This window comes from Rubrivivax albus (genome assembly GCF_004016515.1).
GTDB lineage: Bacteria > Pseudomonadota > Gammaproteobacteria > Burkholderiales > Burkholderiaceae_C > Rubrivivax > Rubrivivax albus.
The window spans coordinates 14907-29271 of the sequence record NZ_SACT01000001.1 but is presented as its reverse complement, the minus strand read 5'-3'; the positions used below and the strand labels follow the sequence as shown (position 1 = coordinate 29271).

10 protein-coding genes and 1 pseudogene are annotated in these 14365 nt (G+C 70.7%); 4 read left to right on the top strand and 7 right to left on the bottom strand.

The window, feature by feature from the left end; all coding sequences use genetic code 11:
* Positions 1 to 54: 54 nt before the first annotated feature.
* Positions 55 to 807, top strand: coding sequence for a DUF2726 domain-containing protein (locus tag ENE75_RS00100; RefSeq protein WP_128194416.1), 753 nt, complete (start codon positions 55 to 57; stop codon positions 805 to 807).
* 2 nt (positions 808 to 809) lie between these two features.
* Positions 810 to 1820, top strand: a complete 1011-nt coding sequence (locus ENE75_RS00095; RefSeq protein WP_128194414.1) for a serine/threonine protein kinase — start codon at positions 810 to 812, stop codon at positions 1818 to 1820.
* A gap of 4 nt (positions 1821 to 1824) precedes the next feature.
* Here ENE75_RS00095 and ENE75_RS00090 read toward each other — a convergent pair whose 3' ends face one another.
* From ENE75_RS00090 to ENE75_RS00060, 7 genes and pseudogenes are all read right to left on the bottom strand, one after another.
* Complete coding sequence (locus tag ENE75_RS00090; protein ID WP_128194412.1) at positions 1825 to 2763, bottom strand: hypothetical protein; 939 nt, start codon at positions 2761 to 2763, stop codon at positions 1825 to 1827.
* Positions 2764 to 2821: 58 nt separating this feature from the next.
* Entirely contained in the window at positions 2822 to 3361 is a 540-nt protein-coding gene (locus tag ENE75_RS25190; RefSeq protein WP_233258938.1) for a sensor histidine kinase, read from the bottom strand.
* Positions 3362 to 3959: 598 nt separating this feature from the next.
* Positions 3960 to 5423: a FecR domain-containing protein gene (locus tag ENE75_RS25185; protein ID WP_128194408.1), complete on the bottom strand. Its 1464-nt coding sequence runs from the start codon at positions 5421 to 5423 to the stop codon at positions 3960 to 3962.
* The gene (locus tag ENE75_RS25180; protein ID WP_233258859.1) at positions 5420 to 5878 is read right to left on the bottom strand and encodes a LuxR C-terminal-related transcriptional regulator; all 459 of its coding nucleotides are present in this window, start codon (positions 5876 to 5878) and stop codon (positions 5420 to 5422) included. The genes ENE75_RS25185 and ENE75_RS25180 overlap by 4 nt, the downstream gene beginning before the upstream one ends.
* 40 nt (positions 5879 to 5918) lie before the next feature.
* Positions 5919 to 6065: pseudogene (locus ENE75_RS25770) on the bottom strand (hypothetical protein); the annotation flags it as partial.
* A 64-nt stretch (positions 6066 to 6129) separates the two neighbouring features.
* Positions 6130 to 8022, bottom strand: a complete 1893-nt coding sequence (gene htpG, locus ENE75_RS00065; RefSeq protein ID WP_128194401.1) for a molecular chaperone HtpG — start codon at positions 8020 to 8022, stop codon at positions 6130 to 6132.
* 228 nt (positions 8023 to 8250) lie between these two features.
* On the bottom strand, positions 8251 to 11679 hold the full coding sequence (locus tag ENE75_RS00060; RefSeq protein WP_128194398.1) for a PAS domain S-box protein: 3429 nt from the start codon (positions 11677 to 11679) through the stop codon (positions 8251 to 8253).
* A gap of 440 nt (positions 11680 to 12119) precedes the next feature.
* On the opposite strand from ENE75_RS00060, the gene ENE75_RS00055 reads away from it, so the two are divergent.
* Both ENE75_RS00055 and ENE75_RS00050 read left to right on the top strand, forming a co-directional pair.
* The gene (locus ENE75_RS00055; protein WP_128194396.1) at positions 12120 to 13031 is read left to right on the top strand and encodes a response regulator; all 912 of its coding nucleotides are present in this window, start codon (positions 12120 to 12122) and stop codon (positions 13029 to 13031) included.
* Between the two features lie 105 nt (positions 13032 to 13136).
* Positions 13137 to 14363 (top strand): EAL domain-containing response regulator, encoded by a 1227-nt coding sequence (locus ENE75_RS00050; RefSeq protein WP_128194394.1) that lies wholly within the window; start codon positions 13137 to 13139, stop codon positions 14361 to 14363.
* Positions 14364 to 14365 lie beyond the last annotated feature (2 nt).

The window sequence follows — 14365 nt, the reverse complement described above, 5'->3', positions numbered from 1 at the left end:
GGGTAACATCCGGCCTCGACGCGTCGGCCGTTGCCCGGCGGTCAATGCCTGCGCATGTCGCCCGACACCATCCCCTGGATCATCGCGATCGCCTCGGCGGCCCTCCTGGCCGCCGCAGCCACGCTGTGGGCTCTGCGCCAGCGCAAGACCGAGCCGCCGCCCCTGCCCGAGGAATGGACGCTGACCGCCCGCCCGGTGTTCAGTTCCGACGAGCGCCGCGTCTACCGGCAGCTGCGCGAGGCGCTGCCGCACCACATCGTGCTGTCCAAGCTGCCGCTGGTGCGCTTCTGCCAGCCGACCGACCCGCAGCAGGTGCGCTACTGGTACGAGCTGCTGGGCTCGATCCACGTGGGCTTCGCGATCTGCAGCGCCAACGGCCGCGTGCTGGCCGCCATCGACATCGACACCGAGCGTGGCAACTCGCGCCGCGCGCTGCAGATCAAGCAGAAGGTGCTGGCCGCCTGCCGGGTGCGCTACCTGCGCTGCCCGGTGGACCACCTGCCTTCGGTGCCCGAGCTGCAGTTGCTGGTGCCGCAGCAGATGCCCGCGGCGCGGGCACCGCTGGCCGCGTCGCCGGCCCCGGCGCCCGCGCCCGGCGGCCGGCGACGCCAGCACCGGGCCCTGTGGCAGGACTCGGGCTTCTTCCAGGATTCCTTCTTCGGCACCGACAGCCGCATGAGCGGCGACGGTGGCGCCCCCAGCGAACTGGGCGGCTTCATGCGTGGCCTGTCGACCCTGCCGCCGGCGGCGGCCGGTGACGACGAACCGGGCATCGACGGCAAGCGCGCCGCACCGGTGCGGCATTGACCTTGACGGCACCGGCTGCCTACGCCGGTTTCGGCCCCCAGCAGGTCCTCGACGCCCTGGACGCGGCCGGGCTGCGCGGTGATGGCCGCATCCTGCAGCTCAACTCCTACGAGAACCGGGTCTGGCAGCTGTTCCTGGAGGACGGCCGTGCGGTTGTGGCCAAGTTCTACCGGCCGGGCCGCTGGACCGATGCGCAGATCCTCGAGGAGCACGCCTTTGCGCTGGAGCTCGCGGCCGCCGAGGTGCCGGTGGTGCCACCGCTGGTGCTGACGCCGGCCTCGTCGGCGTTGACCTGGCTGCCCGCGGACGCGCCGACACTCGGCGTCCTGCCGGGCCCCCTGCCCCATCGGTTCGCCGTGGCGGCCCGCTGTGCCGGCCGCGAGGCCGAACTCGAGCAGCCGGGCGCGCTGCGCCGGATCGGCGCCTTCATCGGCCGCCTGCACGCCGTCGGCGCGCGCCAGCCGTTCCTGGCGCCCACGACGATGGCCCCTGCCAGGGATGCGGCACAGGCGCGTGATGCGCTGCTCGCCCAGGGCCATGTCACCGATGCCGAACGCCCGGCCTGGGCCGACGCCTCGGCGCGCGCCGTCGACGCCATCGCCGAAGCCTTCGCGCGTGCCGGGCCCCTGGCCACGCTGCGCCTGCACGGCGACTGCCACCTGGGCAACGTGCTGTGGCGCGACGGCCCGCACGTGGTCGACCTCGACGACGCCTGCAACGGCCCGGCGGTGCAGGACCTGTGGATGCTGGTCTCCGGCGACGCCGCCACGATGCGCCGGCAGTTCGACGAGCTGCTGGCCGGCTACGAGGACTTCCGCGACTTCGACGACGGCGAACGCCGGCTCGTGGAGCCCTTGCGCACGCTGCGCATGCTGCGCCACGCGGCGTGGATCGCGGCGCGCTGGCACGACCCGAGCTTTCCGGCCAGCTTCACCTTCTTCGGCACGCCCGCCTACTGGTCGCAGCAGACGGCCCAGCTGCGCGAGCAGTGTGCGCTGATGGCGGGCCGCTGACGGTTCATCCGTCCTCCGGCGCCCACCACGCCAGACCCAGGAACAGGCAGGCCTGCAGGAAGGGCCGGATCTCGGCCACCGATTGCCCGCTGCGCCGCTGAAGTTCGGCCGGCGAGAGCCGGGCACGGAACATCATCGACGCCAGTTCAAGGTGGCGCGGCAGCCGTGTGTACTGCTGCACCGATGGATCCTTGCAGGTGGCCAGCGGGGTGTGCCAGCCATCCGCCGGCTGGTCCAGCAGCCGCCGGTCGCCCAGCGCGATGCCCAGGTCCCACACCAGCGCCGGCAGTTCACGCGCGATGGCGTCCGCACCCGGGCTGTCGTAGTCCTGCACGGTGGGCACGCGCCGCTGCACGCGCAAGGCCTGCTGTGCCGCCGGGTCGATGAGGGCGTAGCCCTGGGCGAAGTCCAGGCGCATGGTCGCCTGCGGACCATAGGCGGCAACCAGGCCCTTGACGTCCGGGGCCATCAGGCCGCGCAGCACCCAGGTCACCAGCAGGTCCTCCGCCGGCGTGAACGGTGGCGCATCCAGCGTCTGTGGCGCGTCGTCGAAACCCGACGGCAGGCTGGAGGCGGCCACCACGCCCGGGTCCCAGCCGCTGGCACCGAACTGCGGCGACAGGCCACGCACCAGCGGCAGCGCACGCAGCTGGGTCAGCAGCGGCCGGGCGTCCGCGATGCCGGCCAGGCGGTGGGCCGGCGTCTGCTCCGTGAACCGGCGGTCGGCCAGCACCAGGTCGCCGGCGCGGGTGTCGATCTCCAGCAGCAGGTCCAGCGTCTCGCCCAGGCGCTCGCAGATCAGGCGGAGGTCGCGCACCTGCGTGTCGGTAAAGCCTAGCGGCTGCAGACGCAGCCGGGGGCGGCGTTCGGCGTGCCGGCTTGCCGGCATCAGCCGGGTCCAGAAGGCGGCATTCATGGCGCGGGAGACCGTGGCGGTGAACATGCCTGCACGATAGGCAGCGCCGGTCCGGCCTCCCATCCGGACACGGCCGATTCGGCGCTCAGGGATTCCCTGAACCGGCGCTGGCGTTGCACAGGTCTGGCAGGCGCAAGGTCATGCACTCGCCGCGTCCACCCGGACCCGGCTCCCCGGTCAACGAGCCACCATGCCGCCGTGCGACGCGGCGCACGAACAGCAGTCCCAGGCCGACACCGCCGGCACCGCCGACCCGCAGCGCCTCCTCCCCGCGCACCAGGGCCTGCCGCTGGTCTGCCGCCAGGCCGGGGCCTGCATCGACCACCTCGATGCGGGCTCCGGCCGGGTCACGCCAGGCGCGCACGGCCACCGTCGTGCCGGGTGGTGCGTGCTTGACCGCGTTGGACAGCAGGTTGGCCAGGGCGCGGGTCGCGAGCGCATGGTCCAGCCACAGCGGTGCGTCGGCGTCCACCTGCACCGACAGCGCCACGCCAGCCGCGGCGGCGGCGGCCCGCCACTCGGCCACGGCCTCGTCGACCAGGGCCGCCAGGTCCAGGGCCTGGGGCACCAGCGGCCGCGTCTGCGCCCGTGCCGCGTGCACGAAATCGTCGGCCAGCGCCAGCATGCGTGCCGCGAGCCGGCGCATCTCGGGCACCAAGTCGTCGGCGGGGATCGGCAAGCGACCCTGCTGCGCCAGGTCGGTCAGCATCAGCATGCTGCTGGCCGGACCCCTCAGATCGTGACTGACGAAGGCCAGGGTCTCCTCGCGCAGACGCTGCGCCTCGCGCACCGACGAGAGATCGGCCAGCGACACGACGAGACGAAGACGCGCCGACAGGTCGACCATCGCCAGGTGCAGCAGCCAATGGCCGGCCCCCAGACGAACCTCGACCGTCAGGCCGGTGCCGCCGGGCGTCAGGGCCGCAAGCCGGGCGGGCCAGTCGGTGGGCGGGTCGGTGGAGAACTCACCGATCAGCCGGCCCAGGTCGAGCCCGATGAGATCGGCGGCCGTCTCGACCTCGAACAGCGCCGCGGCGCGGGCGTTGGCCAACGCCACCCGGCCCTGGGCATCGCCGACCAGGGTGGCCGTTGGCAGGCTCTCCAGCGCACCGGCCAGGAACAGGCGCGCCTCGCGCAAGGACGCGCCCGCCCGCGCCAGGTCGTCCAGCCGACGCGCGAGTGGGTCGGGATCGGGGTCGGGGTCGGTGCCGAGGTCGCGCTCGTCAACGGCCGGCGCCACCGGCCGGGCGGACACGCGATGTTCGGCGCTCAGCACCGGCTCCTCGGCCAGGCGTCGGATCTCGCGGTCGAGCACCTGCATGGCGTACTCCAGCCGGCGCCAGCTCCACAGCGGGTAGGCCAGTGCTGCGGCAAGGGCGAACGGCAGCGGGCTCCACGCCCACCCGACACCCACCGACAACACACTGGCCACCACCGCCAGCGGCACCGAGATCAGGGCCACCGTCAACGCGCGACGTGCCCCCACGCGCCGGAAGCCGAACACGAGGCCGGCCACCGCGGCCGCACTGGCGATCGCTTCCCCCCACGCCGGCACGGGACGCAGCGCGCCGCCGTCGCGCAGCAGGGCGGTGGCGTTGGCCAGCACCTCGATGCCCGGCATGGCGCGGTGCCGGCGCCGACGGCAGCGGCGGCTCGGGCCGCGCCTTCAGCCGGAACGGCAGGTCGGCGTCCAGCCCCTCGAGGCCCAGGGCGTCGACGCCGCGCACGCGCAGCAGGTAGTCGCCATCGGGCAGTCCGACAAAGCGCAGTTCGCTGCCTTCGGGCCGGTGGGCGACGCGCAGGTCGCCGAGCACCTGCTCGAAGCGGGCGTCCCGCGCCAACTGGGCGCGCCAGGCCACCACGCCGGCCATGACTGCCGGTGTGGGCACGACGAAGCGCACGAGCACACGCTCCTGCAGGCGCGGCAAGGGCGCGAGGTCGGGCGCGGGCAGCAGACGCACCGGGTCGGCGACACGGCCGGACGTGTCGATGACGGTGCCGAACCCGGCCTGCACGCGTTGTTGGCCCGGTACGGCGCCCGAGACGGCCACCACGCCTTCAGTGACTTCGCCGCGGCTGCGCGCTGGCTCGGTGTCGCTGGCGACACGGAACCGGGTGCCTCGCACACCGAGCACGCCCTGTGGCGTGTCGATCCGGAACCCGGGTTCACCGCCGCGCGCCGGGGCGGCATCGACTTCGACCCGCCCACTGCCCAGGCGGGCGCGGGCACGGGTGACCGGCGTGTCGGGCACCACCCGCGACTCGGTCAACCCCAGGCGGCTGCGCGGGCGCAGACGCAGCACCGTGCCATCGACCAGGCGGACCACGGCGTGACCGTCGTCGCCGGTGACCACCTCGCTGCCTTCGTCCAGGGTGGCCGGCGCCTGCACCGTGCCGATGCTGCCCAGCAAGGTCGCAGGGCGCGGTTCGGTACGCATCCACGCGACCGGGATGCGCAGCCGCGCACCGACCGGGATGCGATCAGGGTCGGCAATGCGGTTCAGGCGCGCCACGGCGCGCCAGCGGCGCGGCTCGGCCAGCAACTGGCGGCCAATGCCGATCAGCGTGTCGCCGGGCACCGTCACATGCAGATGCTCCAGCGGCACCTGCGCAGCCGCCGTGAGCGGGGCAGCCGCGCCCAGACTGACGAGCACGGCCAGGGACACCGCACGCAGCGACGCGGTCATCGGGCCTCCCCGGTCCACTGCAACGCCATCCGCACCAGCTGCGCCGGGGAGTCGGCGCCGAGCTTGACCTTCAACGCCTGCTTGTGCGTCTCGATGGTCTTGACGCTGCGGTTGAGCGTATCGGCAATCTCGCGCGTGCTGCGGCCGGCGGCCACCAGCCGCAACACCTCGAGTTCACGCGGCGACAGGTCCGGCCGCGCCGGCGCCGGGCCGCCGACCCGCCGCAGCAGCGACTCGCGCATCGCCGGGCTCACGTAGACGCGCCCGGCCAGCACGGTGTCGACCGCGTCGAGCAGCGACGCCGTGAGCGCGGACTTCGACACGAAGCCATAGGCACCGGACTTCAGCGCACGCTCCGCATACAGGTCCTCGGCCAGCGAGCTGAGCACGATGACGCGCATGCCCGGGCACTCGGCCCGCAGGCGCGGCAGGGGCAGTGAGGCCGAAGTCGTCACCCAACGACAGATCCAGCAGCAGCAGGTCGCACGGCGCTTCGGCCAGGCGCGCCAGCGCCGATCGTGCATCGTGCGCTTCGCGGACGTCGAAGCGTTCGCCGAGAAGGCTGCGCACGCCGAGACGGACGATGTCGTGGTCGTCCACCACCAACGCGCTCGGCAGATCGTGCGGGGCTCCCGGGGCCATCTCGGACCTCTCCCCCGGCAGGTGCAGGGGCGAGTCCGATGTTAGCGGCCACCGCCCCGCGTCTTCAGCCCCCAACCAGGAGGCGGCTGATCCTGCGCACGAATGCCGACGGATCCTCGAGCTGTCCCCCTTCGGCCAGCAGGGCCTGCTCGAACAGCAGCGCCGCCAAGTCGTCGAACTGCTCGGCCCCTTCGGGCGCATCGAGCCGCCGCACCAGCGCATGCTGGGGATTAATCTCAAGGATGGGCTGTGCTTTCGGTGCCTCCTGCCCCGCGGCCTTGAGCATGCGCGCGAGGTGGGCACTGACGTCGCCCTCGTCGACGACCACGCAGGCCGGCGAATCGACCAGGCGGGTGGTCACGCGCACGTCCTTCACACGCTCGCCCAGCGATGCCTTGAGCTTGTCCACCAGCGGCTTGCTGGCCTCGGCGGCCTGCTCGGCGGCCTTCTTCTCGTCCTCGTCCTGCAGCTTGCCCAGGTCCACCGCGCCCTTGGCCACGCTGGTCAGCGCGTGGCCTTCGAACTCGTAGAGGTGCGACAGCATCCACTCGTCCACCCGGTCCACCAGCAGCAGCACCTCGATGCCCTTCTTGCGGAAGATCTCGAGCTGCGGGCTGCCCTTGGCGGCGGCCAGGCTGTCGGCGGTGATGTAGTAGACCGCGTCCTGGCCTTCCTTCATGCGCGAGACGTAGTCGGCCAGCGACACACCCTCGTCGGCATGGGTGGAGGCGAAGCGGAACAGCTTGGCCAGCCGCTCGCGGTTGGCGAAGTCCTCGCCGATGCCCTCCTTGAGCACCTGGCCGAACTCCTTCCAGAAGGCGGCGTACTTGTCCTTCTGGCTGGGCTCGTCGCTGTTGGCCACGTCCTCCAGCATGCTCAGCACGCGCTTGGTGCTGCCCTCGCGGATGGCCTTGACGTCGCGGCTTTCCTGCAGCAGTTCGCGGCTGACGTTCAGCGGCAGGTCGGCGCTGTCGATCACGCCCTTGACGAAGCGCAGGTACACCGGCATCAGCGCCTCGGCGTCGTCCATGATGAACACGCGCTTGACGTAGAGCTTCACGCCGCCGCGCTTGTCGCGGTTCCAGAGGTCGAACGGCGCCTTGGCCGGCACGTAGAGCAGCTGCGTGTACTCGGTGCGGCCTTCCACGCGGTTGTGCGTGTAGGCCAGCGGCGCCTGCTGGTCGTAGCTGATCTGCTTGTAGAAGTCCTGGTACTCGGCGTCGGTGATGTCGCTCTTGCTGCGCGTCCACAGTGCGGCAGCCTTGTTCACCGTCTCCCACTCGTCGGTGGGCACCTGGGCCTTCTTCTCCTCGTCCCAGGTCTCCTTGCGCATCAGGATCGGCAGCGAGATGTGGTCGCTGTACTTGCCGATGATGGACTTGAGCTTCCACGCGGAAAGGAACTCCTCCTCGCCCTCGCGCAGGTGCAGGATGACGTCGGTGCCGCGGCCGGGCTTGTCGATCGTCTCGACCTCGAAGTCGCCGCTGCCGGTGCTGCTCCAGCGCACGCCCTGGTCGGCCGGCGCGCCGGCGCGGCGCGTCTCCACCGTCATGCGGTCTGCGACGATGAAGCCGGAGTAGAAGCCCACACCGAACTGGCCGATCAGGTTGGCGTCCTTCTTCTGGTCGCCCTCCAGCCGCGCCATGAACTCGCGCGTGCCGCTCTTGGCGATCGTGCCCAGGTGGGCCACGGCCTCCTCGGCGCTCATGCCGATGCCGTTGTCGCGGATGGTGATGGTCTTGGCCTCGGCGTCGAACAGCACGCGCAGTTCGAGGTTGGGCTGGTCCTCGTACAGCGCGGCGTTGTCCAGCGCCTCGAAGCGCAGCTTGTCGCAGGCGTCCGAGGCGTTGGAGACCAGTTCACGCAGGAAGATCTCCTTGTTGGAGTACAGCGAATGGGTGACGAGGTGCAGGATCTGCTGCACCTCGGCCTGGAAGGAATGGGTCTGTTTGCTCATGGTCGGCAGGGACGGTTGAAAGACGAGCCGCTTGCGATCTTGGGGCGATGCGCAGGCATTCAAGGGCGGCGATGGCGCCGACGGCAGCGGGCCGGGTCCGGCGCGGCCAGGCCGCGCCACGCAGCCGGACCGTGCTGGTCCCGCCGTGCGGTGGCGTCAGGCATTCTGCCAGCCGAGGCGCGGTTCACGGCGCGCGCGACGCCGCATCCGGACCGGTCCGGCGGGCCGCTACGGTGACCCGATCGCCCGACGCAAGGTGGCCTCCAGGACCGCCAGGTCGAACGGCTTGACGAGGTGGCCGGCGAAAGCAGGCTGCGCACCGGGCGGCGGCGCGTTGACGGTGGCACTCGAACTCAGCGCCACGACCGGGATGGGGCGGGTCTGGTCATGCTCGCGCAGCCGGCGCAGGAGACGCGCGCTGTCCAGCTCGGGGCGGTCGACATCCAGCAGGATCAGGCTCGGGGGGTGCGCCTGGGCTTGTGCGACGCAGTCGTCCTCCCCCTCGGCGGTCCGCAGCTCGAGATCGGGATGATCCTGCAAGGCCGCAGCCATCAGCGCTGTCTCGAACGCCGACGCGTCGACGTACAGCAAGCTGCCGGCCAGCGATGGCGGTGGGTCTGGTGCTCGAAGCGCCGCCACGGCATCTCGAGCGGCGGCAGCCTCCGCCGCGATGGCCGGCGCGGCACCCGGCAGCCAGATCCAGAAGCAGCTGCCCTGCCCCGGCGTGCTCCGCACGCCGATCCGGCCCCGCATCAGATCGACGAGCCGGCTGCTCAAGGCCAGGCCGATGCCGGTGCCTTCGGTGCCCTTGCGCTCTGCATCCAGCCGTTCGAAGGGCACGAACAGGCGGCGCTGCTGCGCCTCGGACAGCCCCTCGCCCTGGTCGTGCACCTCGACGCGCCACCCATCGTCTGTGTGGCACACGTCGATCCTGACCTGGCCGTGGCGACGGTTGTACTTGATCGCGTTGGACAACAGGTTGAGCAGGACCTGCTTGAGCCGGATGCGGTCGGCGCACGCCCAGACCGGTTCCGGCGGCGTGGCCCCGGGTTGCCAGCTGATGCCGTGGGTGCGCACCAGCGGCGCGACGAGCCCGCTGCACTCGGCCAGCAGCGGCATGAGTTCCACCGGCTCGGCAGCCACCTCCAGCTTGCCCGCCTCGACCCGCGAGAGGTCCAGCACCTCGTTGATCAACTCGAGCAGGTGCTCGCCGCCGGCCAGGATGTCGCGGACCAGCGGGCGATGCGCCGGTGCCAATGGCGGGTCCTGGTCGGCCGCCAGCACCTCGGCAAAGCCGATGATCGCGTTCATCGGCGTGCGCAGCTCGTGGCTCATGCGGGACAGGAACTCGGACTTGGCCAGGTTCGCGCGCTCGGCCTCTTCCTTGAGCTCGAGCAACTGGCCCTGCGCACGCTTCTGCGCCGTGATGTCGATGGCGAAGGCGTAGCACACGGGCGCCTCGCCACCGCCAGGGCCCGGGGCCAGGGTGATCAGCAGGACCTCGTCCTCCGCACCACCCCCCCGTGGCCACCGGCGTTCGTGGACGACCGTCTCGCCCGCGAGCGCGCGCCGCGCAGCTGCGACGCTCTCGTCCAGAGTCTCGGCGCGGGCCACCTCACGGAGGTGTCGGCCCACGATCTCGGACTCCTCCCGGCCAAACCGCTGGCGCAGGCGGGTGTTGGCGAAGACGTAGCGGAGATCGGCATCGAGGCAGGAGATGTAGCCCGGAAAGGCCTCGATCAGCGCTCGTTGCCGAGCCTCGGCCGTTCTCAAGGCATCAACGGCCGCTTCCTCTGCCGTGATGTCGGCAAAGGTCCACACCCGCACCATGTGCCCACCGTCGACAAACGGGAAGCAGCGCCGCCGCAGCGTCCGGCCGTCCTTGAGCCGGACACGATCGTCGCCAAAGAGGTTGCCGCGGATGATCTCGTCCACCCGCCGCGCCTGCGCCTGGGGGTCGGCGAACATCTCGGCGGCGTGCCTCATGATCATCCGCGGCGTCAACTGTTCGCCCGGCGGCACGTCCATCCCCCACAGCGACAGCATGCGCTCGTTGTGGAACAGCACCGGCTCGTCGGGACCGGCTGCGCCGGACGCGAAGATGCCATCGCCGATGGCGTCCAAGGCCATGCGAAGGTTGCGCAGGCCGGCGTTCAGCGCGGCGCTCGCCCGTTCCTCCTCGGTGACGTCGCGCGAGACGACGATGACGCGGTCGACGGGGCGGCCTTCCTCGACGATCGGGTGGTAGACCGTCTCCGTGTTCACCCGATTGCCGTCGAATTCGGTCCAGCCACGGTAGGTGATCGTGCGCCGCTCGTCGGCCGCCACGGTGATCTGGCGCATACGTTCATCGCGGTCCACCAGACCAGGCAGGCTGCGCCCCTCGAGTCCCAACGCCTGCGCCCGCGTCAAGCCCGACAGCCGGCACCACGCGTCATTGACCATCTGGTAACGGAACTGGCCATCACGGCGAACCTGCAGGCTGACCGCCGTGGTCATCGAATTGATCGCGAACTCGTACTCCCGGAGTCGAGCCTCGGTGCGCTTGAGTTCGCTGATGTCCGTCCACAGCCCGACCGAACCCACCCTACGGCCCTCGAGGTCGGTGAGCGGCGTGGCGTTGTTGACGCAGTGCACCAGCGTACCGTCGGGGCGCCTGAGCGCCAGCTCGTAGCTGCCGCGGTCGCCTGCCCGCCGGCGTTCCAGCTGGGCCCGGAACACGGCGGCGTTCTCGTCGTCCACGAAGTCGAAGATCGTGCGCCCGAGCGCCGACTCGCGTGCGCAACCCAGCAGGGCACACATGGCCGGATTGAGGTCCGTGGTCCGGCCATTTACATCGATGAACCAGACGCCCTCGCGGGTCGTGCGAACGAGTTCGAAGAGCACATGGCTCTGTTCGACCAGCGCAGCGGCCGCGGCGGCCGACAGCGCGTCCCCGTCCTGGTTCGACGGACGCGCGCCCCCGCCCACCGGCACGGACGGGTGCAGCCGCTCCTCCACTTCGGCCAGCAGGGTCTCCAGGCGCAGGCTGGCCAGACGCGCACGCTCGCTCTCCGACAGGCGCAGCAGCGTGCTCTCGCGCATCGCGGCGCTGTTGCGCATGCTGGTCCACACCTGGTAAGGGAGGAAGATCGCCGCACCCCACAGGAAGGCCGGCTCGCCACCGGCGAGCCCGAGCCGGACGGCCACGGGAACGAACGCGGGCACCGCGTACAGCACCACCGCCACGGCGTCGTGGGCCAGCATGTTCGATCCGCCGATCGCCACGGCCATCAACACGAAGAACAGGTAGGCCTGGTACTGCGGGTTCTGTTCCGGGAACAGCCACCACGCGCTGAGGCCCCAGGCGACACCGGTGCCCAGCACGGAAAGCCGGTAAAGCCTCAGCCAGCGCAGCGCAGGCTCCACTGGCGTACCCAGCCGCCGATGCCACAGGCTGACCAGCAGCCGCGCCAGCATGACAACGACCAGCACGGCAAGCCAGGTGATGACGTCGACCGTCGAGACCATCGGCCACTGCAGCCACGCCACCAGCAGCCCGAACACGACGCCAGCCGCGGCCAGCCGCGGCGTCGTCTGTGCATACTGGCGCAGTGACTCGGCGCGCAACGCCTGCCGCTGCGCGGCCGTCAGATTGGTGCCATCAAGCCATGGCATCGCGACGGGCCGGGATGGCAATGCGCCTCGTGCCCCAGTGCCTCAACGGCAAGGGAACGACGGCCATGTTACCGATGACGGGCCATCCCATTCGAAAGTGCTCAATTGCCAATGGCACGCTCCGATGATGCTCGTACTGTCCAGGCTCCATGGGATGAACTGCCCTGGCGCCGGGGATCAATTCCCTCTCTAGGCAACGCGCCGTTGGGAGGATACTAGAGGTCATCATTTGTCGTACTTCCTGCCCTTGCAGGCTCCATTTATGCTCAGGCCCGCCCCGCCGATCCGGCGCGACCGTTGCGAATGTAAGTGTGCGACTGCTCCCCCCCACAGTGACCTGCTGCGGCCGCCACCGCCGGCTCCGCCGTGGTCGCGGGCTGGGGCGCGTGGGCCGCATGCCCGCCGCCCTGCCAGGGGCTGATCGCTGGAAGGGCTGAGGCATGTCGTTGGAGCAGGACTACCCTCCGCCGCCGACCGGCCCCACAGCGACAGACTCGACAACGCCATCGGGGTCGCCCGATGAGGCGTTGGCCCGCGGAGAGCTTCTGCTGACCGTCGAAGACAACCCCGTCAACCAGAAGCTCACCCGGCATCAGCTGCGCCTGCTGGGCTACGTGACCGACTTTGCCGACGATGGCCTGCAGGGACTGGCGCGCTGGCGCCAGGGGCACTACAGGCTCGTGCTCACCGATCTGCACATGCCGATCATGGACGGCTACGAGATGGTGAGGGCGATGCGCCGGGAGGAAGCCGCCAGTGGTAACCCGCGGACCGTGGTCGTGGCGCTGACGGCCAACGCGATGAAGGGCCAGGCCGAGTTGTGCCTGGCGGCCGGCATGGACGACTACCTGGCCAAGCCGGTGTCCTTGTCGCGCCTGGGCGGTGTGCTGTCCCATTGGCTGGGCCGTCCCTCGGGAAACAGGCAAACGGCCGACGCTTCACGGACCGAGCACGAGGAATCGTCGTCGCTGATCGACCAGGCGATGAGCGCGGTGGACGTGGGTGTGCTGGCGGCACTGGTTGGCAACAAGCCTGCATTGCTCGAACGCTTTCTGACCGACTACCTGCGCCACGGTCAGACCTACCAGCAAAGTCTGCTCGCGGCACTGGCCAGCGGGGATCTGCGGGAGGCTGGCGCTCTGGCGCACAAGCTGAAGTCGTCGTCGAGGAGCGTCGGAGCACTGGCCTTGGGGGAACTCTGCGAGCGCATCGAGTCTGCGGGCCGGGCGGGGCAACAGGTCGAGGTGGTTGCCCTGGGCCCGGCCCTGGCATCCCATTGGCGCGAGGTGGCTGCCGCGATCGAGGCGTGGCTCACCAGCGAATCCATGGCCAACGAGGACACCAGCCGGTGAGTGCCGTGCCTGCCATGCGCCTTGCCGATCCAGTCAGTGGTGCGGTCATGGTTCGTCGGGCGCTGGCCCGGCGCCCTGCAACAACGCCAACGGTGGAGTAGCACGATGGCCGCAGCACGCCCGATCCTCGTCCTCGACGACGAACCCTTCATGCTCGACCTGCTGCAGCACATGCTCGCGCGTGAAGGGTTCGACAACACCGTCTGCATGGGCGACGGCACCGCGGCGCTGTCCTGGCTGGATGCCCAGGACGAGCCACCACCGATGGTGGTTCTGGACATCAACATGCCGGGCATGGACGGTGTCGAGTTCGTGCGCCACCTGGCGGAACGCCGGTTCGCCGGCTGCCTGCTGCTGGTGAGCGGCGAGGACGAGTTGCTGCTGCAGTCCACCGAGAAGCTGGCGCGGGCCTACGAACTGCAGACCACCACGCCACTGCGCAAGCCGCCGACCGCAGAGGCGCTGCGCGCCGCGCTGGCGCAGCACCTGGCGCCGAGAGCCCCGGGGCGGCACCCCGCAACGCGCAAGGTCTACACCGCGGAAGAGGTGCACGCCGCCATCGAGGCCGGCCAGCTCGTGAACTGGTACCAGCCGAAGGTGGATGTGAAGACCGGCGAGGTCGTTGGCGTCGAGGCGCTCGTGCGCTGGCAGCATCCGACCGACGGCCTGGTGTTCCCCGACCAGTTCGTCCCCGTCGCCGAGAACGGCGGCTTCGTCCACGAGCTCACGCGCGTCGTCGCCAGGGCCGCCGTGATCCAGGCACGCGTGTGGCTCGACGCCGGCCTGAAACTGCGCGTGGCCATCAACGTGTCGATGGACGACCTGTCCACCCTGACGCTGGCCGACCACATGATCGCCGAAACCAGCGCCGAGGGCGTTCCGCCGCAGCACATCCAGATCGAGATCACCGAGAGCCGGCTGATGCGCTCGGTCACCAGCGTGCTCGACCAGCTGATCCGCCTGCGCCTGAAGCGCTTCCGCCTGTCGATCGACGACTTCGGACAAGGCCACAGTTCGCTGGCGCAGCTGCGCGACCTGCCGTTCGACGAACTGAAGATCGACCGCAGCTTCACCCACAACGCCGCTCACGACGGTCGGCTGCGCGCCATCTTCGAGGCCAGCCTGAACCTGGGCCGCATGCTGGGCATGGACGTCGTAGCCGAAGGCGTGGAGGACCGCGACGACTGGGACCTCCTTGCCGAAAAGGGGGTCACTATCGCGCAGGGCTACTTCATCGGCCGGCCCATGCCCGCCGATGCCCTACAGAGCTGGCTGCGCGAATGGGAAGCGCGACTCTGGCAGGACGGGCTGCTCCCACAGGACCACGACTGACA